The organism is Dysgonomonas sp. 521 (assembly GCF_010501055.1).
In the GTDB taxonomy this organism is placed as follows: domain Bacteria; phylum Bacteroidota; class Bacteroidia; order Bacteroidales; family Dysgonomonadaceae; genus Dysgonomonas.
In genome coordinates this window covers 1-18,370 of sequence record NZ_QVMO01000024.1, presented here as the reverse complement: position 1 = coordinate 18,370, position 18,370 = coordinate 1, and the positions used below count along the sequence as shown (strand labels likewise).

At 41.0% G+C, this 18,370-nt stretch carries 24 protein-coding genes; 3 read left to right on the top strand and 21 right to left on the bottom strand.

The genetic code is table 11. The features are described from left to right. Positions 1–140: 140 nt before the first annotated feature. The 18 genes from rpsN to rpsL form a co-directional block, all read right to left on the bottom strand. Entirely contained in the window at positions 141–410 is a 270-nt protein-coding gene (gene rpsN / locus D0T84_RS08905) for a 30S ribosomal protein S14 (protein ID WP_163307532.1), read from the bottom strand. A 1-nt stretch (position 411) separates the two neighbouring features. Continuing rightward, on the bottom strand, positions 412–975 hold the full coding sequence (rplE, locus tag D0T84_RS08900; protein WP_163307531.1) for a 50S ribosomal protein L5: 564 nt from the start codon (positions 973–975) through the stop codon (positions 412–414). After that, entirely contained in the window at positions 975–1,292 is a 318-nt protein-coding gene (gene rplX, locus D0T84_RS08895) for a 50S ribosomal protein L24 (RefSeq protein WP_163307530.1), read from the bottom strand. The genes rplE and rplX overlap by 1 nt, the downstream gene beginning before the upstream one ends. Before the next feature lie 19 nt (positions 1,293–1,311). After that, positions 1,312–1,677, bottom strand: a complete 366-nt coding sequence (rplN, locus tag D0T84_RS08890) for a 50S ribosomal protein L14 (RefSeq protein WP_163307529.1) — start codon at positions 1,675–1,677, stop codon at positions 1,312–1,314. 2 nt (positions 1,678–1,679) lie between these two features. Beyond that, on the bottom strand, positions 1,680–1,937 hold the full coding sequence (rpsQ, locus tag D0T84_RS08885) for a 30S ribosomal protein S17 (protein ID WP_006800252.1): 258 nt from the start codon (positions 1,935–1,937) through the stop codon (positions 1,680–1,682). Between the two features lie 10 nt (positions 1,938–1,947). Further along, a complete protein-coding gene (gene rpmC / locus D0T84_RS08880) occupies positions 1,948–2,142 on the bottom strand; it encodes a 50S ribosomal protein L29 (protein ID WP_163307528.1) in 195 nt (64 codons plus the stop codon). Positions 2,143–2,147: 5 nt separating this feature from the next. After that, a complete protein-coding gene (gene rplP, locus D0T84_RS08875; RefSeq protein ID WP_006841792.1) occupies positions 2,148–2,579 on the bottom strand; it encodes a 50S ribosomal protein L16 in 432 nt (143 codons plus the stop codon). Between the two features lie 22 nt (positions 2,580–2,601). Next, entirely contained in the window at positions 2,602–3,360 is a 759-nt protein-coding gene (gene rpsC, locus D0T84_RS08870) for a 30S ribosomal protein S3 (protein ID WP_163307527.1), read from the bottom strand. Between the two features lie 7 nt (positions 3,361–3,367). Beyond that, positions 3,368–3,775 carry a 50S ribosomal protein L22 gene (rplV, locus tag D0T84_RS08865; RefSeq protein WP_163307526.1) on the bottom strand — a complete coding sequence of 136 codons (408 nt, stop codon included), beginning with the start codon at positions 3,773–3,775 and terminating at the stop codon, positions 3,368–3,370. Positions 3,776–3,817: 42 nt separating this feature from the next. Next, a complete protein-coding gene (gene rpsS / locus D0T84_RS08860; RefSeq protein ID WP_006800257.1) occupies positions 3,818–4,087 on the bottom strand; it encodes a 30S ribosomal protein S19 in 270 nt (89 codons plus the stop codon). 25 nt (positions 4,088–4,112) lie between these two features. Beyond that, positions 4,113–4,937 carry a 50S ribosomal protein L2 gene (gene rplB / locus D0T84_RS08855; protein WP_163307525.1) on the bottom strand — a complete coding sequence of 275 codons (825 nt, stop codon included), beginning with the start codon at positions 4,935–4,937 and terminating at the stop codon, positions 4,113–4,115. A gap of 7 nt (positions 4,938–4,944) precedes the next feature. Beyond that, a complete protein-coding gene (rplW, locus tag D0T84_RS08850; protein ID WP_163307524.1) occupies positions 4,945–5,238 on the bottom strand; it encodes a 50S ribosomal protein L23 in 294 nt (97 codons plus the stop codon). A 12-nt stretch (positions 5,239–5,250) separates the two neighbouring features. Then, positions 5,251–5,880 (bottom strand): 50S ribosomal protein L4, encoded by a 630-nt coding sequence (gene rplD, locus D0T84_RS08845; protein WP_163307523.1) that lies wholly within the window; start codon positions 5,878–5,880, stop codon positions 5,251–5,253. Beyond that, positions 5,880–6,500: a 50S ribosomal protein L3 gene (gene rplC, locus D0T84_RS08840; protein ID WP_163307522.1), complete on the bottom strand. Its 621-nt coding sequence runs from the start codon at positions 6,498–6,500 to the stop codon at positions 5,880–5,882. Before rplC ends, rplD begins: the two co-directional genes overlap by 1 nt. A 35-nt stretch (positions 6,501–6,535) precedes the next feature. After that, positions 6,536–6,841, bottom strand: a complete 306-nt coding sequence (gene rpsJ / locus D0T84_RS08835) for a 30S ribosomal protein S10 (protein WP_006841785.1) — start codon at positions 6,839–6,841, stop codon at positions 6,536–6,538. Between the two features lie 89 nt (positions 6,842–6,930). Next, a complete protein-coding gene (gene fusA, locus D0T84_RS08830) occupies positions 6,931–9,054 on the bottom strand; it encodes an elongation factor G (RefSeq protein WP_163307521.1) in 2,124 nt (707 codons plus the stop codon). A gap of 24 nt (positions 9,055–9,078) precedes the next feature. Beyond that, on the bottom strand, positions 9,079–9,555 hold the full coding sequence (gene rpsG / locus D0T84_RS08825; protein ID WP_163307520.1) for a 30S ribosomal protein S7: 477 nt from the start codon (positions 9,553–9,555) through the stop codon (positions 9,079–9,081). 163 nt (positions 9,556–9,718) lie between these two features. Then, positions 9,719–10,123 carry a 30S ribosomal protein S12 gene (rpsL, locus tag D0T84_RS08820; protein WP_163307519.1) on the bottom strand — a complete coding sequence of 135 codons (405 nt, stop codon included), beginning with the start codon at positions 10,121–10,123 and terminating at the stop codon, positions 9,719–9,721. A gap of 1,306 nt (positions 10,124–11,429) precedes the next feature. On the opposite strand from rpsL, the gene D0T84_RS08815 reads away from it, so the two are divergent. Both D0T84_RS08815 and D0T84_RS08810 read left to right on the top strand, forming a co-directional pair. Further along, positions 11,430–12,038 (top strand): response regulator transcription factor, encoded by a 609-nt coding sequence (locus tag D0T84_RS08815; RefSeq protein WP_163307518.1) that lies wholly within the window; start codon positions 11,430–11,432, stop codon positions 12,036–12,038. Between the two features lie 11 nt (positions 12,039–12,049). Beyond that, positions 12,050–12,757, top strand: a complete 708-nt coding sequence (locus D0T84_RS08810; RefSeq protein WP_163307517.1) for a hemerythrin domain-containing protein — start codon at positions 12,050–12,052, stop codon at positions 12,755–12,757. A 136-nt stretch (positions 12,758–12,893) separates the two neighbouring features. Here D0T84_RS08810 and D0T84_RS08805 read toward each other — a convergent pair whose 3' ends face one another. Together D0T84_RS08805 and D0T84_RS08800 are read right to left on the bottom strand one after the other, a co-directional pair. Next, positions 12,894–14,366 carry an O-antigen translocase gene (locus D0T84_RS08805; RefSeq protein WP_163307516.1) on the bottom strand — a complete coding sequence of 491 codons (1,473 nt, stop codon included), beginning with the start codon at positions 14,364–14,366 and terminating at the stop codon, positions 12,894–12,896. Positions 14,367–14,370: 4 nt separating this feature from the next. Then, the gene (locus tag D0T84_RS08800; protein WP_163307515.1) at positions 14,371–14,880 is read right to left on the bottom strand and encodes a hypothetical protein; all 510 of its coding nucleotides are present in this window, start codon (positions 14,878–14,880) and stop codon (positions 14,371–14,373) included. A 719-nt stretch (positions 14,881–15,599) separates the two neighbouring features. Here D0T84_RS08800 and D0T84_RS08795 point away from each other — a divergent pair. After that, a complete protein-coding gene (locus D0T84_RS08795; RefSeq protein ID WP_163307514.1) occupies positions 15,600–17,024 on the top strand; it encodes an OmpP1/FadL family transporter in 1,425 nt (474 codons plus the stop codon). A gap of 765 nt (positions 17,025–17,789) precedes the next feature. Here D0T84_RS08795 and D0T84_RS22895 read toward each other — a convergent pair. Beyond that, positions 17,790–17,918, bottom strand: coding sequence for a hypothetical protein (locus tag D0T84_RS22895; RefSeq protein ID WP_255495276.1), 129 nt, complete (start codon positions 17,916–17,918; stop codon positions 17,790–17,792). Positions 17,919–18,370: the final 452 nt, after the last annotated feature.

Genomic DNA, 18,370 nt, shown 5'->3' with positions numbered 1-18,370 from the left:
TTAAATGATTTAAATTAATCCCGCAAAACCGGGACAATATTTAAAATAATTATAAATGATGAATTAAGAATTATAAATTTGGAATATTGAATAGCATCAATTCTTCATTCTCAATTTATAATTCTTCATTCCTGTATTTGTTACCAGCTCGCTTTCTTTACTCCCGGTATTAATCCTTTGGATGCCATTTCCCTGAATTGGATACGGGAAATTCCAAACTGGCGGATATAGCCTTTTGGACGGCCTGTAAGGCTGCAACGGTTGTGCATACGTACAGGAGAAGCATTCTTAGGCAGAGCTTGCAGCGCTTCGTAATCGCCATCGGCTTTTAGCTGCGCTCTTTTAGCTGCGTATTTGGCAACCAGTTTTGCTCTTTTCACCTCACGGGCTTTCATTGATTCTTTTGCCATCTTATATCAATTCTTTTTTTGCGTTCTTAAATGGTAGTCCGAACTCTCTTAGTAGAGCGTACCCTTCTTCATCCGTTTTGGCGGAAGTTACAAAGGTAATATTCATTCCCAGAATACGGCTAATGTTGTCGATATTAATTTCAGGGAAGATTATCTGCTCATCGATACCCAGTGTATAGTTTCCGCGTCCGTCAAGCTTGCTTTCGATACCTTTGAAGTCGCGGATACGAGGAAGGGCTACACGTACAAGTCTTTCAAGGAATTCATACATCTTGTCGTGACGTAATGTAACCATCACACCGATTGGCATTTTTTTACGCAACTTGAAGTTTGAGATATCCTTTTTTGAGTATGTTGCTACGGCTTTTTGTCCTGTTATAGTTGTGATTTCGTTAATGGCTGTTTCGATAATTTTCTTATCTGCTACGGCGATTCCAAGACCTTGGTTGATAACGATTTTTTTCAATACAGGTACCTGCATTGTCGACTTATAACCGAATTCTTTCATCAAAGAAGCAACAATACGGTCTTTATAATCTGTTTTAAGAGTTGTTGTATTGCTCATTATTTAATTTCCTCCCCTGATTTTTTAGCGTAACGTACTAGCTTGCCATCTACCAATTTACGACCGATACGTGTAGGTTTACCCGATTTAGGGTCTACCACGTTCAGGTTAGAGATATGAATAGCAGCTTCTTTCTTTTCTATTCCACCCTGAGGGCTTTTAGCATTAGGCTTAGTATGTTTGGATACCATGTTCAGGCCTTCTACGATGGCGCGTTGTTTGTCAACGATGACTTTCAGCACACGACCGGTTTTACCTTTATCGACACCAGTATTCACATAAACTATATCGCCTTTTTTGATATGTAATTTACTCATTGCTTTTTAGTTTTTTGAATTATAGTACCTCTGGTGCCAATGAAACTATTTTCATGTTAGTTGAGCGGAGTTCGCGTGCAACTGGTCCGAAAATACGGCTTCCTCTGATTTCACCTGCTGCGTTCAATAATACGCAAGCATTATCATCGAAACGGATATAAGAACCGTCCTGACGGCGGATTTCTTTTTTCGTACGTACGATAATTGCTCTTGTTACAGCACCTTTCTTAATATCACTCGAAGGGATTACATTTTTGATAGCAACCACAATCACATCCCCTACAGACGCATAACGTCTTCTTGTACCGCCTAATACGCGGATACATAAGCATTCTCTAGCTCCACTGTTATCAGTAACTACTAGTCTTGATTCTTGTTGTATCATAATTATTTAGCCCTTTCGATTATTTCTATTAATCTCCATCTCTTAGTTTTACTCAACGGACGAGTTTCCATGATGCGCACAGTGTCGCCGATGTTGCACTCGTTCTTTTCGTCGTGAGCGTGATATTTCTTCGTTTTGTTAACGAATTTTCCATAAATAGGGTGTTTTTCTTTCCATTTTACAGCTACAGTGATGGTTTTATCCATCTTGTTACTGAAAACGACCCCGAATCTTTCTTTTCTTAAATTTCTCGTTTCCATCAGCTCTTAATTATTTTTTTAGTTCTCTTTGGCGCAACTCTGTAAGGAAGCGTGCGATATCGCGGCGTTTTTCCTTAATTTTAGTCGGATTATCCAATGGAGATACACTGTGGTTCAACACCATTTGGTTTAACGCTGTTCTTTCAGCATCTAATCTTTCGTTCAATTCTTTGTCGGAAAGTTCTCTTACTTCTGCAATTTTCATACTTCTTAAGCGTTTTGAGTTAAGTCATAATCTCTGCGTACTACAAATTTTGTAGTCACAGGAAGCTTTTGTGCTGCAAGGCGCAATGCTTCTTTTGCCACATCATAAGATACACCTTCGATTTCGAAAATGATTCTACCTGGTGTAACCGGTGCAACGAAACCTTCCGGCGATCCCTTACCTTTACCCATACGTACTTCGGCAGGTTTCTTAGTGATAGGTTTGTCAGGGAAAATTCTAACCCAAACTTGCCCTTGACGCTGCATGTAACGAGTTACTGCAATACGGGCCGCTTCTATCTGGCGCCCTGTAATCCATTTGTTTTCCAGGGTTTTGATGCCAAACGAACCGAAAGCCAATTCATGCCCTCTCTGAGCGATGCCTTTCATACGACCTTTTTGCTGTCTTCTGAATTTTGTTTTCTTCGGTTGTAACATTTTACTTCAAACGTTTTTTTAATTACTTTCTCTTATTTCTCTTGAAACCTTTTCCGTCTCCTCTGTCGTTTCTATCGTTACGACGGTCGCCTCCACCTCTGTTGTTAGAGTGACCTCCGTCTTTAGATGCTACAAATGAAGGGGCAAGGTCTTTCTTGCCGTAAACTTCTCCACGGCAAATCCATACTTTGATACCTATCAGACCAACTTTTGTAAGTGCTTCGGCGTGTGCATAATCGATATCGGCACGGAATGTATGAAGTGGAGTACGTCCTTCTTTATACATCTCGGAACGAGCCATTTCAGCTCCGTTGAGACGGCCTGATATTTGGATTTTGATACCTTCGGCACCCATTCTCATCGTTGAAGCTATTGCCATTTTGATAGCGCGGCGGTAAGCGATTTTGCCTTCTACCTGACGTGCTACGTTGTTGGCAACGATAACTGCATCCAACTCCGGTTTTTTGATTTCAAAGATATTGATCTGGATATCTTTATCTGTAATCTTCTTTAACTCTTCTTTCAGCTTGTCTACTTCTTGTCCGCCTTTACCGATGATGATACCCGGACGTGCTGTACAAACTGTGATAGTTACCAGTTTCAATGTACGCTCGATCACGATGCGTGATACACTCGCTTTAGCCAGACGGGCATTCAGATATTTACGGATTTTGCTGTCTTCTAACAGGGTATTTCCATATCTTTTGCCTCCATACCAGTTAGAATCCCATCCACGGATGATACCTAAACGATTTGCTATTGGATTTACTTTTTGTCCCATCTGCTAATTAATTTTGATTTTCTTTATTAAGTGTATCAACGTGAAGTGTTACATGGTTTGAACGCTTACGTATTCTGTAACCTCTTCCTTGTGGCGCAGGGCGCATTCTTTTCAGCATTGCGCCTCCGTCTACGTTGATCAACGATACATACAATTCACCACTTTCTGCTTTACGCTCATTCTTGGCTTCCCAGTTTGCGATAGCAGAGCGTAATAGTTTTTCTATTCTAGCAGCAGCTTCTTTGTTTGAGTATTTCAATACACCAAGAGCCCTGAATGCTTCCATTCCACGTATCATGTCGGCCACCAGGCGCATTTTGCGTGGAGAAGTAGGTACATCATTCAGCTTGGCGAAAGCAATAGTCTTATTAGCTTCTTTTCGTGCTTCAGCTACTATATGTTTTCTTTTACCCATTTTAATGTTTACTTTTTAATAATTTACTGGCTTCTGCTCCAATTATTTTTTCTTGTTACCTCCGTGTCCACGGAATGTACGTGTAAGGGAGAATTCTCCTAACTTGTGGCCTACCATGTTTTCGGTCACATATACAGGGATAAATTTGTTCCCGTTGTGAACAGCGATAGTGTGACCTACGAAATCAGGGGATATCATTGAAGCTCTTGCCCATGTCTTAACTACAGCTTTCTTACCTGACTCATTCATAGCCAAGACTTTTTTCTCAAGCTTAACATTAATATACGGGCCTTTTTTTAACGAACGACTCATAATTTCTTATTGATTAATCAGGTTATTATTTTTTTCTTCTTTCGATGATGTACTTAGAAGAATGTTTCTTAGGAGCCCTAGTCTTAAGACCCTTAGCATACAATCCCTTACGCGAACGTGGGTGACCTCCTGAAGCACGGCCTTCTCCACCACCCATTGGGTGATCGACAGGGTTCATTACTACACCTCGGTTGTGAGGACGGCGGCCAAGCCAACGCGAACGACCGGCTTTACCTGATTTCTCTAGTCCGTGGTCTGAGTTACCTACACTGCCTATAGTGGCTTTACATGTAGAAAGGATCTTACGTGTTTCTCCCGAAGGCATCTTGATGATCGCATAGTTTCCTTCGCGGGAAGTTAACTGTGCGAAAGCACCTGCCGAGCGAACCATCTTAGCTCCCTGACCTGGACGAAGTTCGATGTTGTGAATAACTGTACCGATTGGAATTTTTGCCAAAGGCAAAGCGTTTCCAACTTCTGGAGCAGCATCTGCTCCGGATATCACTGTTTGACCGACTTGCAGTCCCTGAGGAGCCAAGATATAAGTTTTAGCTCCGTCTGCGTAATATAACAAAGCGATACGTGCCGAACGGTTCGGATCGTATTCGATTGTTTTTACAGAGGCTGGTATTCCGTCTTTTGTTCTCTTGAAGTCTATGAGCCTGTATTTTCTCTTATGACCGCCACCGAGATAACGCATAGTCATCTTACCAGTATTGTTACGGCCACCAGACGCATTTTTACCGACTACAAGGGATTTCTCTGGTACACTTGCAGTGATTTCTTCGAATGTACCAATAATTTTGTGTCTCTGCCCCGGTGTTGTGGGCTTTAATTTACGTACTGCCATTTTTTATTTAGATATTACTAAAAAAGTCTATACTTTCACCTTCTTTCAGGGTGATAATTGCTTTCTTGAATGCAGGAGTTTTACCTTTTATCACACCTGTTTTAGTGTAACGGCTTTTGAGCTTGCCGTTGTATTTGATTGTATTTACAGATACAACCGACACACCGTAAAGCTCTTCTACTGCTTTTTTAATCTCCACTTTATTTGCACTTGGAGCAACACGAAAACCATAACGATTCGGAAATTTTTCCGAGATCATTGTTTGTTTTTCTGTCAAAATTGGTTTAATCAAAATTCCCATAGTACTATCTCCTTATGCTTTTAAAAGGTTATCTATAATCGCAACTGAAGACTCAGCCAACACTAAACTTGTACAGTTAAGTATTGAATAAGTATTTATATCAGAAGCTCTTACTACTTTTACTCTCTCTAAATTACGAGCCGACAAATATACATTTTTATTTTGATCCGGCAAAACCAGAAGTATCTTTTTATCAGCTACTTGTAAATTTTTAGCCAAGGCTACGAAATCTTTAGTTTTTGGTGCATCGAAAGACAGGTCTTCGATTACTACTATCTGATTTTCTTTTGCTTTGGTAGCAAGGGCAGATTTACGGGCTAGCACTCTTACTTTTTTGTTCAACTTGAAGCTATAGTCTCTTGGCTTAGGCCCGAATACGCGTGCTCCTCCGACTAATACAGGTGAATTGATATCACCACGGCGGGCACCACCTCCACCTTTCTGACGGATCAACTTGCGTGTACTACCTGAGAGCTCACTTCTTTCTTTGGTCTTGTGTGTACCCTGGCGTTGATTTGCAAGGTATAGTTTCACATCTAACCAAAGAACGTGCTCGTTAGGCTCAATTCCATAAATAGCATCATTTAATGATACTTTTTTACCGGTTTCTTTACCGTTCTTATCTAATACACTCAGTTCCATTATCTTTCTATTCTAACGATTGAACCTTTACATCCCGGTACCGAACCTTTTACTAACAAAAGATTGTGTTCCGGAATTATTTTTATAATCACGAGGTTTTGTACAGTAACTTGTTTGTTACCCATCTGACCTCCCATTCTTGTTCCTTTAAATACCTTTGCAGGGTACGAACAAGCTCCGATAGAACCCGGGGCACGAAGGCGGTTGTGCTGTCCCAGAGTAGCTTCTCCTACTCCACGGAAACCGTGGCGTTTAACAACACCCTGGAAACCTTTACCTTTCGATAGTCCTGTTACGTCGATAAAAGGATCGTCCATTGAGAACATTCCATCTACTGTAATAACGTCTCCCAGATTGTACTTCTCTTCATACTTGAACTCGGCCAAGTGCCTTTGAGGTGTTACTCCAGCTTTCTTAAAGTGTCCGGCTTCAGGCTGGCTGGTGTGCTTGTCTTTCTTTTCGACAAAGCCTATCTGCACAGCTTCGTAACCGTCTTTTTCTGCTGTTTTAACCTGAGTAACAACACAAGGACCCACTTCGATAACAGTGCATGGAACATTTTTTCCCTCGGCACTGAATACGGATGTCATTCCGATTTTCTTTCCTAATAATCCTGGCATTTCTCTAAATTATTTAATTGTATATAAAAAATTCATCAAACTTTGATTTCAACTTCAACGCCGCTAGGCAACTCCAGTTTCATCAGCGCGTCTACAGTTTTTGCTGTAGAACTGTAGATATCGATCAATCTTTTGTAAGAAGACAGTTCGAATTGCTCACGAGACTTCTTGTTAACGAAAGTTGAACGGTTGACAGTAAAAATACGTTTGTGTGTTGGCAACGGAATAGGACCGCTCACTACTGCACCTGTGGCTTTTACTGTTTTCACGATTTTCTCGGCAGATTTGTCTACCAGTGTGTAATCGTAAGATTTCAGTTTAATTCTAATTTTTTGACTCATTCCTGATTTTAGTTAATTATTAATTATGACTTTTATTTAAATATGGAAGACTGCAATTAAGAGTCATTTACTAATTGCAGTCTACTTTATTATTTAATCAAATCTACGCGGCCTTTCACCTCGGTTAATACCTGACGTGCGATAGACGGTGATACTTCTTCGTAGTGAGAGAATGTCATTGCTGACGTTGCTCTACCCGAAGTGATCGTTCTCAAAGATGTCACGTAACCGAACATTTCTGCCAACGGCACTTTTGCTTTTACGATACGTGCTCCCGAACGGCTCGATTCCATACCTTCTACCTGTCCACGGCGTTTGTTCAGGTCGGAGATTACATCACCCATACTTTCTTCTGGGGTAACAACCTCGAGTTTCATAATAGGTTCTTCCAATGTAGGCCCAGCCTTTTCACATGCGTTTCTGAATGCAAGTTTGGCGCAAAGCTCAAATGACAACTGGTCAGAGTCCACATTGTGGTATGATCCGTCAACCAAGACAACTTTCAGTTTATCTAAAGCATATCCGGCCAATACCCCATTCTTCATTGCAGCAAGGAAACCTTTCTGGATTGAAGGAATAAATTCTTTAGGAATATTACCACCTTTTACTTCATCGATGAATTGTAGTTCTCCTTCGAATCCGGCATCGGTAGGACCAACTTTAACGATAATATCAGCAAACTTACCGCGACCCCCTGTTTGTTTCTTATACACTTCGCGAAGATCAACTGTCTGAGTAATCGCTTCTTTATAAGACACCTGAGGGCGACCTTTATTACATTCTACCTTAAATTCACGTTTCAAACGTTCGATAAGAACATCGAGGTGAAGTTCGCCCATACCTTCGATGATAGTTTGTCCGCTATCTTCGTCTGTATGTACACGGAATGTAGGATCTTCTTCCGATAATTTGGCAAGGCCATTCGCTAATTTATCTACATCTTTTTGGGTGATTGGCTCCACTGCAATTCCAATAACCGGTTCAGGGAAGTCCATCGACTCAAGTACGATCGGATGGTTTTCGTCACACAGTGTATCTCCTGTGCGGATATCTTTAAATCCGACTCCTGCGCCTATATCACCACAACCAATCATTTCTTTCGGATTTTGCTTGTTTGAGTGCATCTGGAATAAACGTGAAATACGCTCTTTCTTTTCAGAACGAGTGTTATACACGTACGATCCGGCTGCTAATTCTCCCGAATAAACACGGAAGAAGCACAAACGTCCTACATACGGGTCTGTAGCAATCTTAAATGCCAATGCCGCCATCGGCTCATCCGGGCTTGGATGACGAGCGATTGTATTGCCATTTCTAGGGTCTGTGCCTTCGATAGAAGGTGTATCGATAGGGCTTGGCAAAAACTTACATACAGCATCCAAAAGTGGCTGTACTCCTTTGTTCTTGAACGAAGATCCACAAAGCATCGGATTGATATCCATCGAAAGAGTTCCTTTGCGAATAGCTGCAACAATTTCTTCTTCTGTGATAGTAGAAGGATCATCGAAGAATTTTTCCATCAAAGCTTCGTCGCATTCAGCTGCTTTTTCAAGCATCTTCTCTCTCCACATTTGTGCTTCTTCCAAGAATTCGGAAGGTATCTGATCCAACTCGTAGTCGGCTCCCATAGTTTCATCGTGCCAGTACATCGCCTTCATTTTGATCAGGTCGATGATACCTTTGAAGTTTTCCTCAGCCCCGATAGGGATCTGGATAGGACACGGATTTCCGTTCAACATTTCCTTAATCTGGCGCACTACTTCAAAGAAGTCTGCACCCGAACGGTCCATCTTATTCACATAACACATACGAGGCACATCGTATTTGTCAGCCTGGCGCCATACTGTTTCCGACTGAGGTTCAACTCCACTTACGGCATCGTAAGCGGCGATAGCACCGTCAAGTACACGCAGCGAGCGCTCTACTTCTACTGTAAAGTCAACGTGTCCGGGAGTATCTATAAGATTTATTTTGAACATCTTATCGTCACACTTCCAGCTTGTCGTTGTTGCAGCAGATGTAATTGTAATACCACGCTCCTGTTCCTGATCCATCCAGTCCATCGTAGCTGTTCCATCATGAGTCTCTCCAATCTTATAGGTAAGCCCGGTATAGAATAGTATACGTTCGGAGGTAGTTGTTTTACCGGCATCAATGTGAGCCATGATGCCTATATTTCTAGTTAATTTTAAATCTTCAATTGATTTTGCCATTGTTTTTTAACTCTTTCCTTTTTGTTAAAATCTGAAGTGAGCGAATGCACGGTTTGCTTCAGCCATTCTGTGCATGTCTTCTTTTCTCTTGTATGCACCACCTTGGCTATTAAATGCATCTGTAATTTCCGCGCCCAATTTGTCAGCCATAGTCTTACCACCTCTCTTGCGAGCATACAGGATAAGATTTTTCATACAGATTGATTCTTTGCGGTCGGGGCGGATTTCGGTAGGAACCTGAAATGTTGCACCACCTACACGGCGAGACTTCACTTCTACTTGTGGAGTTACATTATCTAATGCTGCTTTCCATATCTCAAGAGCAGACTTTTCTTCGTTTGGTAATTTTTTCTTTACAATCTCTAATGCTGTATAGAAAATATCGAACGCAGTCGATTTTTTACCATCGTACATTAAGTGGTTAACAAACTTTGTAACCTTTACATCACCGAAAACAGGATCCGGGAGGATCTGTCTTTTCTTTGGTTTTGCTTTTCTCATTTTTGCTTAAAAAAATTTTGTTTTTGTTTTTGGTTGCCAATTTTCTGATGTCTTCAACGGTTCCGCCGAACCATTTACTCAACCCATATATAGCCTATCCAATAAACTTAAACCGTTTTAATACTTAATTAAAAATCTCGGTTAAGGGATGAACTTTCAGATATTATTTCTTCTTAGCTCCTGCAGCTGCAGCTCCCGGTTTAGGACGTTTTGCTCCGTATTTAGAGCGACGTTGTGTACGGCCATTTACACCAGCGGTATCCAATGTTCCACGTACGATGTGGTAACGAACACCCGGAAGGTCTTTCACACGGCCACCTCTAACAAGCACAATCGAGTGTTCCTGCAAATTGTGACCTTCTCCAGGTATATAAGCATTTACCTCTTTTGAGTTTGTTAAACGCACACGTGCTACCTTACGCATCGCTGAGTTAGGTTTCTTAGGAGTAGTAGTGTATACACGGATACACACACCTCTACGCTGTGGACATGCGTCCAAAGCACGAGACTTACTCTTTTCAACCAAAACCGCCCGTCCTTTTCTTACTAATTGTTGAATTGTAGGCATGTTGTTTTAATCTTTAGAACTTTTTAATTCAGTTTTTGTTATACATTTTACTAACGAACAACACAGGAAACCAAAACTATCTCAATGACAATCAATAAATTGCCACCGAAATAAGCTTCTTTTCATGCGTTATTCGGGTTGCGAAGGTAGACATAATCAGCTAATTACGCAAATTAATCACTAAAAAAGTATAAAATAATTTACCTCTAAGTAACTGTTTAAATTTTATACGAATATTTTATTATACCTTTTTCTTCGTTCATTTTCAGTCTGTTTTTACTTTCTCTCAACTCAACCAACGGTCACAGGAGCGAAGCGTATGTAAAAAAGCATCTCTAAAACATCTCTAAAAATTTGAACGAAGAAAATTTAAACAGTTACTTATCCCTTTTGCAAGTAATCAATAATAATCAATACAACATTCTCTTTGTCATCCTGATCCCGTTCTTCAAAGGAGAAAGTGACAAGAGATGCTTCCTGTCGTCAGCATGATAGGGAGGGAAATTATGTTGCAATAAATACTTTCCATTACTTAAATTGGTCTTTTCTATCTGCGCGCAATCGCAGATTGCTTACCTTACTTTTGGCCGAAGCTCCAAAAGTAAGCAAAAAAGCATTGCGCCCCGCTTCGCCGTACGACCCACCATCGGTTTGTCGGCTGAATGAAGTGATGAAAGATTCATCATTGCAATAATTGGCAGACGATGCTTAAAAGCGCCCGCACTTCATTCTACGCCGCCTGCACCGGGTGGGTACCCCGTACGCTTGCTAACGGCGCTGGCTGACGCCTGATTTGCAGGGTCTATCCTCTGTCTTGACGTTGCGTTGCGACTCCGTGCATCAGTTCCACAGGCGGGGCACCCACCCGGTGCAGTCGGCGTGAAACGGGATGTTGTCCGAGCCGAAGGCGAGTTTCGTCCCGTTTAGCCGGCCAGCCGTTGGTGGGTCGTCGAGGGACAAAGCACTAGCCTTTTGCCTTCTTTTGGGCAATGCCAAAAGAAGGGGCAAGCCCGGGAGGGCACGGCAGTAGGGAGCTACGACTAAAGTATTTAGCCCAGGATAGCCTTTATGTAAAAAATAAAAGAACACATAATTTAAACAAAACGAAATACTGATTGACATAATTTATCAAAAATACATAATCGGTTGTGAATCAAATAGTATTATTGTACTCCGTAAAACTCTGTACGACTCTGTGGTTGAAAGTCAAGACGACTTCATCCTATAACATTTGTTTATAAAATAAAATATCACGTAATTTGTAACTTATAAAGAATGATTCTATATAAGAAATCTATCGGAAAGGATGTCTAAAACGAAGAAAGTTCTGGCTGTAGCCGAAACTTCATATATTATCCGTAAAGGTCTGGTTTATGTTTTATCCCAGCTTTCGAGTGTGGGAAAAGTGGTAGAATTGAGAGAAATGGAGGATATAAACTACCAGATAAATGTACTGAACCCGGATGCGGTACTTATCAATCCCATGCTGCTGGGGCATACCTCGCGGCATGATATACGGCAGCAGCTCAATCTGGATAAGCAAACAGCCATTATCGCTTTGGTTTATAATCTGATCGATGAGCAATTTTACCGTTCTTATGATGCTGTAATACGTATCAATGATTCGGAATCTAAGATAGAAGAAACATTGCTTAAGTGCCTTGAAAAAGAACAGAACAGCCAGTCGGAAACGGAAGAACTGAGCGACAGGGAAAAGGAGATACTGATAAGTGTAGTAAAGGGGATGAGCAATAAGGAGATAGCGGATTATCATAGTATATCTATCCATACAGCCATTACCCATCGCAGGAATATAACGCGTAAATTGAAGGTTCATAGTATCTCAGGCCTGACTATTTACGCCATTATAAATAAACTGGTGGATATTTCGGAAATTAAATATCAGGACGAATAAACGTTTACGCGATGCAAAATATAACCATTGTATTCAATAAGAAAATGAAGATGTCGGAGTTGATAGACGCCGATTATCATTTATTATTACTTCTCAACCGGCTGAATATCTCGTTGGGATTTGGCGAAAAAAGTGTAGACGCGGTATGCCGGGAAAACGAATTCGATACAGACTGCTTCCTGTTCCTGGCCAATTATCAGTCAAACAAATGTATCATCAATATAGAGGAGGCTTTCCGTACGTTGCCGTTGGCACCCTTTTTGCGTTACCTCAAGAGTTCACATAGCTACTTTCTCGACCGGAGGCTTCCGAATATCAGGCGTAAGCTCGAACTTATATTTCCGGAGACTGACAAAGCTTTGCAGACGGTAGTCCTCGACTTCTTCGACAATTATATGAAAGAGGTCTTTGAGCACATGCAGTATGAAGACGATACTGTTTTCCCTTATGTCTATTCACTGATAGATAAGCATTCCGATAAGCATTACTCTATCAATATCTTCGAAGAAAGGCATAACGATATAGAAGGGAAAATGAATGACCTGAAGCAGATATTGCTGAAATATGTACCCGGAACTACCGACCAGATGCTGATGATAAACGTTCTGACCGAACTGTATATGTCGGAAGAAGAACTTGAAGCACACACCTTTATAGAAGATAATCTGGTAATACCCCGCGTAAAGGAAATAGAAGCGGAACGTAAGAAAAAGAAGTAAGTAACGATAAAAAGGACTTGGTCTATATGTGTTATAGCGGAAAAACTCCGTGTAACTCCCTTTACTCCGTGTTTAAAAAAGTTTGAGATATGCTTGCATATCAAAAAATACACCCCAAGTTATTTGTCGCTAACTGTCATTTCCTTTTGAACCAACCTTTCAACTCCGAAATGCTAAAAACCTTCCTTAGATTAAGATAGGCATACAACAGCGAAATACACAATAACGGTATTGTACCAAGATACGCATATTCAGGAATATAAGTTGCTATATAGAATGTAATGCATATAAGTATCAGGTTAATAAGCGCCATTTGTATGGTTTTCTTATCCCACCGGAACTCCGAAAGCTGATGCCCTACGATAAGTACAAGCGGCAGATATACGATATACGCCATAAGGTATCCTATGCCGGCGGCTGCCAGCCCGTAGTAAGGGTATAGCAGGTAGCTCGCAGCCAGATACACGCCGTAATAAGCAACTTCGGACATAAAGAATATCAAACCCCTGTTTTTCGCAAGCATAATGAAGGCCACAGGCCAGCTTAGTACCTTGAAGAATGTCCCTGTCAGTTGCCAGCAAAGGAGAGTGCCCGCGCCTGTAAATTTGCCCGAATACAGGACGGATAATGCAAAATCGGAGAATATCAACATGCCGGTAATAGCGGGTGGCGCAATGATTAAAACAATGTAGCTTTGTTCGTTTATTAGCTGCTTCACTTTGTCCTTTTGTCCGGCAATGGCAGACAGGCGGGGAAAGAAGTCCGAACCCATCGAACGGAGTATCAGCCCCAGGTATATATTTGTTATTACCCATGCCGACTGGAACAGCCCTGCGGTGTCTACGCTATCTTCACGGGTAATATAAGCCCTCACGAGAAACATGCTGATGGTGCTTATCAGTCCGGCAAGTACAATAAAGATACCGAGTTTCAGAGTACTCAATCCGCTATAAAAAGCTTCTTTGCCTGATATTTCAACTTTATTGAAACGTTGCTTCCTGTAATAATATTCTACACAAAAGAAGGAAATCAGCCATGTTATTATAAAAGCCGGAATTATTCCGTCCAGTCCGATAGTATAATAGATAGGGACAGTCGCGATAAGCCCGAAGATGCTTCCCAGCATATTCGATTTAGCCAGTTCGGGTATTTTTCTCATCCCCTGTAGGATCGTAGAGCGCCCCGTGGTCAGTATAGCCAGTGAAACACAGATGGATAAGGCTGCGACAAGTAGGGCGTACCCGTCATCCTCAAAGACCCATATACTGATAGGGTAACAGAAGATAGCACATGAGAAGAACCCTAAGACGGCAGTCCATCTAAACCACTTGCCGAAGCGTGATATTACCTTGCCAAAAGTAGTATCATCGGCATTTGCCTTTGCTTCGGCTATCTCCCTTACCCCAGCGGTATCCATCCCAAGCCCGTAGCCTGTGCGCATCATATCAATGATAGATTGATAAATGCCGATAAGGCCTACTCCGGCAGGCCCCAATAGTATGGCTATAATTTTGGTACGGATTATTCCGACAAGAATAATGAATATCTGCGACCCTCCAAAAATAGTGGTGGATTTCAGTATCTGGTTATATGATGGGTTCTTGCTCAAATGATTATTGTGCGGCTTCTATATTAAAGCTATCTTCTATTATTTTGAAATTTTGTTCCAGGTGCTCTTCGGTATCGCTTTGTTTAACGATAAATATACTCTTTTCGCCCTCCTTAAATGCATACATATTTCCACAAGCGTGTACAGAATGGTTTGCAATGGTAAATCTGGAAGACAAACCTTCATATTTTCCGAAATTTGAAGATGTTATATTCTCTGTCTTCAACTGATATTTGGTGCTGTCTATTTCGCTGAAATAGCCTTCTATCAGATCTTTCGGGTTTATACCTTTTTTATCGGTAAATGTAATGAACAATACGTTATTCCCGCTTTGCGCCCTTATCGAATAAGATTCCCCGGGTAGTGTACTTGTTTTCACTATCCAGTTTACAGGGCAGGTGAAGGAGATACCCTCGTATGTCAGTTTTTTCTTCGTATTTTCTGTCGAACAGGAAGAAAGAATAAATATAAACAAGAGGAATATATTTAACCAGTATTTTGTTAAGTCAGTCATATAAATATATAAGTTTTTGCAAATCTATTATTTTTTACTGAGAAGTCGCTCCGACTTTTTCATTTTTAGGGGCAACGTATCAAAAATCAATATCCTATTGAACGATGTAGAGGTAATGCCTTGTGGTTGCCCGCAGGTAAAATATACGGGAGGAAACAAGCCGCTCCCCCCTGGAAGCATCTGAAAACAAGATAGGTGAATTATAATTCGATTTACCTTATTTCGATTTAGTGATATTATGGTAGTAAATATGTCCTTTGTTATCATTTCTTTATAAAGTTAAGAGCCTATTTAAATTTTAGCGAAAATTTTTATTACAGGTTCAGGTCAATAGTTCTTAGCAATTTTTTTATGCTCTTTTTAGCGTATTTTCCCCTTTTTACTCTTGGTTTAGCCCGCTAAACCTGCTAGCAAAAATGATAAAATCCATCTAAAAATAGCTATAAAAAAAATTTGCTATAAAATTTAAACAGACTCTAAATTCTTCTCAAAAAATATCAAGGTCGCTTGTCTTCCAATATTCTCTATTTCCCATATTTATTTCTGCTAAAAGCTTATAAATGTTAATCTAACATGGGTTTGTTGTAATCTGAATATTAGTTGCATAGGCAACAAATATTTGATAATCAGCAAGATAAAGTGATAATTTTAACATGGTTTCTTTTGAAACTAATATATTCCTTATATCTTTGTGCACTGTTTTAATAATTTTTTACAAAATGAATAAGAAAAAAGCGTTGGCAGTGGCCATACTTACCCTGTGTAGTACCTCATTTGCTTTTGCCGGAGGTATCTTGACTAATACGAATCAGAGCGCGAGGTTTGCCCGCCTGATGGCTTTGGAAGCGACTACTACGACCGACGCCGCATACTACAATCCGGCCGGTACGATAAAGCTTGCCGAAGGTTTTCACTTTTCTTTTAGTAATCAGAGTGCTTTTCAGGAACGAATTATAAATTCTACATATAGTCCCTATAAAGGTTCCGGCGGAAGCGACTTTAAGCAGTTTAAAGGTACAGCCTCCGCGCCTATTATCCCTTCATTGCAGGCTGTATACCGTAAAGGTAACTGGGCTCTTTCGGGAAATCTTGCCGTCGTTGGTGGAGGAGGAAAAGCCACATTCAATGATGGTATCTCCATGTTTGAGGCTCCTATAGCAGCTATCCCTCCGGCTATACAAGGATTTGCAGAAAGCTTGAGCCTCCCGTTGACTTGCAACCAATATGCGTATGATACTTATATGACAGGGACGAATTACATATTTGGCGGACAGATTGGGGGGACTTACAAGATCAATGATATGTTTTCCGTTTATGCAGGTTTCAGATTGAATATCGTACATAATAAATATGAAGGATATATAAGGGATATTAAGATCAATCCGAACTCTCAGGTTCCGGGACTGGGAAATGGGGAGATGGTAAATGCTTCCGAGTATTTTACCCAGCTGTCGGCTAACCCGATGCTGAACGCAGAACAACAAAATATGCTTAAACAATATGCCGCTTCTACCGCAGACAAAGAATTGAATTCTAAACAATCCGGCTGGGGTGTCGCACCTATTTTAGGAGTACACTTTTCTTACAAGGGCTTAAATATCGGGGCGAAGTACGAATTCAGAACCAGCCTTAATGTAGAAAATAAGACTCAGTATAATAAAGATGCCGGGTTGGATTCATTTAAGGATGGAGTAAATACCGCGCACGATGTACCTGCTTATTTTACTATAGGGGCATCTTATGATATTATAGCGCCGTTGACAGTAAATGTGGGTTATCATCATTTCTTTGATAAAGACGCAGATATGGCAGGAGGAAAACAGAAACATCTGACAGGCGGAACAAATGAATACCTGGCTGGTGTCGAGTACCGTATCAACCCTATGTTCCTTGTAAGTATGGGTGGGCAGATAACAAGATATGGATTGGCAGATGGTTTCCAGTCTGATTTGAGCTTTTCTGTGAATTCGTATTCATTAGGCTTCGGGGGTGCAGTAAATGTATCCAAAAATGTTCAGATAAATGTAGGGTATTTCTATACAGACTATTCGGATTACAAGATGGCGGATGTTGCAGGCAGCCCTTCTACATCATATACAAGGAAGAATAAAGTATTCACGGCTGGAGTAGACTTTTCGTTCTGAAAAAGATAAAGAATATATATGATACCCGGTGTAATGATAGATACACCGGGTATTTTTTTTATCGTATCTATATACTTTACTGTAAGTAATGCGAATCAAGGGTTAAATGTGCCGTTAGGCACATCATATTGGTAGAAACATGAATGAAATTCGTTTTTTGTGCCGTCAGGTACAAAATGTGAATTGTTCTGTAGATATTGCGTACCTGACGGCACGCAATTAACCGGTTAAAGCTTCTTTCTACCAACATTCAGTCCCTAAAGGGACAAAAAATAGCACATTTAACCCTTGATTCGCATAAGTAATGGGAATCAGTAGTTGAAAAATATGTTTAGTATATTCGTTCCTATTACTTATACGAATCAGTATTTCGTTTTGTTTAAATTATGTGTTCTTTTATTTTTTACATAAAGGCTATCCTAGGCTAAATACATTAGTGGCAGCTCCCTACTGCCGCGCCCTCCCGGGCTTGTCCTTCCTTTTGGCATTGCCCAAAAGGAAGCAAAAGGCTAGTGCTTTGTCCCTCGGCGACCCACCAACGGCTTGCCGGCTAAACGGGACGAAACTCGCCTTCGGCTCGGACAACATCCCGTTTCACGCCGCCTGCACCGGGTGGGTGCCCCGCCTGCGGAACAGATGCACGGAGTCGCAACGCAACGTCAAGACAGAGGCTAGACCCTGCAAATCAGGCGTCAGCCAGCGCCGTTAGCCAGCGTACGGGGTACCCACCCGGTACAGGCGGCGTAGAATGAAGTGCGGGCGCTTTTAAGTATCGTCTGCCAATCTGTAGAATGATGAATCCATTATCACTTCATTCAGCCGGCAAGCCGATGGTGGGTCGTACGGTGAAGCGGGGCGCAATGCTTTTTTGCTTACTTTTGGAGCTTTGGCCAAAAGTAAGGTAAGCAATCTGCGATTGCGCGCAGAATAAAAAATTAAAGAACATTTAACTTATCAACTACTGATTGACATAAGTAATGCTAATCAAGGGTTAAATGTGCCGTTAGGCACATCATATTGGTAGAAACATGAATGAAATTCGTTTTTTTGTGCCGTCAGGTACAAAATGTGAATTGTTCTGTAGATATTGCGTACCTAACGGCACGCAATTAACCGGTTAAAGCTTCTTTCTACCAACATTCAGTCCCTAAAGGGACAAAAAACAGCACAGTTAACCCTTGATTCGCATAAATAACAAACAAATATATTTTTAAAGACAATTACACAGTACATGACAAAAACGTTATAAAATGCATATTCCGGCGATACCCACCCAGTGATTCCGGTGATACCCACCCACTCACTGTGCAAATTAGTCTGACAAAATTACCGTTTTTTTCTTAAGC

Bases quoted from the DNA above. Each gene is read 5' to 3' on its own strand.
- rpsN (WP_163307532.1), bottom strand. From the start codon at position 410: ATGGCAAAAGAATCAATGAAAGCCCGTGAGGTGAAAAGAGCAAAACTG.
- D0T84_RS08795 (WP_163307514.1), top strand. From the start codon at position 15,600: ATGAATAAGAAAAAAGCGTTGGCAGTGGCCATACTTACCCTGTGTAGT.
- rpmC (WP_163307528.1), bottom strand. From the start codon at position 2,142: ATGAAAATTGCAGAAGTAAGAGAACTTTCCGACAAAGAATTGAACGAA.
- D0T84_RS08815 (WP_163307518.1), top strand. From the start codon at position 11,430: ATGTCTAAAACGAAGAAAGTTCTGGCTGTAGCCGAAACTTCATATATT.
- rplV (WP_163307526.1), bottom strand. From the start codon at position 3,775: ATGGGTAAAAGAAAACATATAGTAGCTGAAGCACGAAAAGAAGCTAAT.
- rplW (WP_163307524.1), bottom strand. From the start codon at position 5,238: ATGGGAATTTTGATTAAACCAATTTTGACAGAAAAACAAACAATGATC.
- rpsC (WP_163307527.1), bottom strand. From the start codon at position 3,360: ATGGGACAAAAAGTAAATCCAATAGCAAATCGTTTAGGTATCATCCGT.
- rplB (WP_163307525.1), bottom strand. From the start codon at position 4,937: ATGGCAGTACGTAAATTAAAGCCCACAACACCGGGGCAGAGACACAAA.
- fusA (WP_163307521.1), bottom strand. From the start codon at position 9,054: ATGGCAAAATCAATTGAAGATTTAAAATTAACTAGAAATATAGGCATC.
- rpsL (WP_163307519.1), bottom strand. From the start codon at position 10,123: ATGCCTACAATTCAACAATTAGTAAGAAAAGGACGGGCGGTTTTGGTT.
- rplN (WP_163307529.1), bottom strand. From the start codon at position 1,677: ATGATACAACAAGAATCAAGACTAGTAGTTACTGATAACAGTGGAGCT.
- D0T84_RS08800 (WP_163307515.1), bottom strand. From the start codon at position 14,880: ATGACTGACTTAACAAAATACTGGTTAAATATATTCCTCTTGTTTATA.
- D0T84_RS08810 (WP_163307517.1), top strand. From the start codon at position 12,050: ATGCAAAATATAACCATTGTATTCAATAAGAAAATGAAGATGTCGGAG.
- rplD (WP_163307523.1), bottom strand. From the start codon at position 5,880: ATGGAACTGAGTGTATTAGATAAGAACGGTAAAGAAACCGGTAAAAAA.
- rpsQ (WP_006800252.1), bottom strand. From the start codon at position 1,937: ATGGAAACGAGAAATTTAAGAAAAGAAAGATTCGGGGTCGTTTTCAGT.
- rpsS (WP_006800257.1), bottom strand. From the start codon at position 4,087: ATGAGTCGTTCGTTAAAAAAAGGCCCGTATATTAATGTTAAGCTTGAG.
- rplC (WP_163307522.1), bottom strand. From the start codon at position 6,500: ATGCCAGGATTATTAGGAAAGAAAATCGGAATGACATCCGTATTCAGT.
- rplP (WP_006841792.1), bottom strand. From the start codon at position 2,579: ATGTTACAACCGAAGAAAACAAAATTCAGAAGACAGCAAAAAGGTCGT.
- rpsJ (WP_006841785.1), bottom strand. From the start codon at position 6,841: ATGAGTCAAAAAATTAGAATTAAACTGAAATCTTACGATTACACACTG.
- rpsG (WP_163307520.1), bottom strand. From the start codon at position 9,555: ATGAGAAAAGCAAAACCAAAGAAAAGACAGATCCTCCCGGATCCTGTT.
- rplX (WP_163307530.1), bottom strand. From the start codon at position 1,292: ATGAGTAAATTACATATCAAAAAAGGCGATATAGTTTATGTGAATACT.
- rplE (WP_163307531.1), bottom strand. From the start codon at position 975: ATGAGCAATACAACAACTCTTAAAACAGATTATAAAGACCGTATTGTT.